Raw genomic sequence first — 540 nt, forward strand, 5'->3', positions numbered from 1 at the left:
CTGTCATGGCATCCATCGGGAGATGAGGTCCAAACGGCAGCGGCGCCGGGCAGCACAGTCCGGCGCCGCTGCCGTTTGGACCTCATCTCCCGATGGATGCCATGACAGCCAACGCCGCGCCGCTCGATTTCTTCTGGTTCATCCCGACGCATGGCGACGGCTCCTATCTCGGCTCGGAGAAGCAGCAGCGGCCCCCGGAGTTCGGCTATTTCAAGGAGATCGCGCAGGCCGTCGACCGGCTCGGCTTTCCGGGCGTGCTCTTGCCCACCGGCCAGAATTGCGAGGATTCCTGGATCACCGCCACCGGATTGGCGACGCTGACCGAGAAGCTCAAATTCCTCGTCGCGCTGAGGCCCGGCGTGACGCTGCCGACCTTCGCCGCGCGCCAGACCGCGGCGCTCGACCGGCTCAGCAACGGGCGCCTGCTGCTCAACGTCGTGGTCGGTGGCAATCCGACCGAGCTTGCCGGCGACGGCGTGTTCCTGCCGCATGACGAGCGCTATGCGCAGGCGCGCGAATTCCTCACCATCTGGCGCGGCC

The 540-nt window shown here is 67.2% G+C and carries 1 protein-coding gene; it reads left to right on the plus strand.

The genetic code is table 11. From position 1 onward, the window contains the following. Positions 1–101: 101 nt before the first annotated feature. Positions 102–540: LLM class flavin-dependent oxidoreductase (locus tag EOA49_RS32355; protein WP_164749403.1), on the plus strand; the 439-nt coding region annotated here is incomplete at its 3' end.

This window comes from Mesorhizobium sp. M1A.F.Ca.IN.020.04.1.1, from assembly GCF_003997315.1.
Classification (GTDB): Bacteria; Pseudomonadota; Alphaproteobacteria; order Rhizobiales; family Rhizobiaceae; genus Mesorhizobium.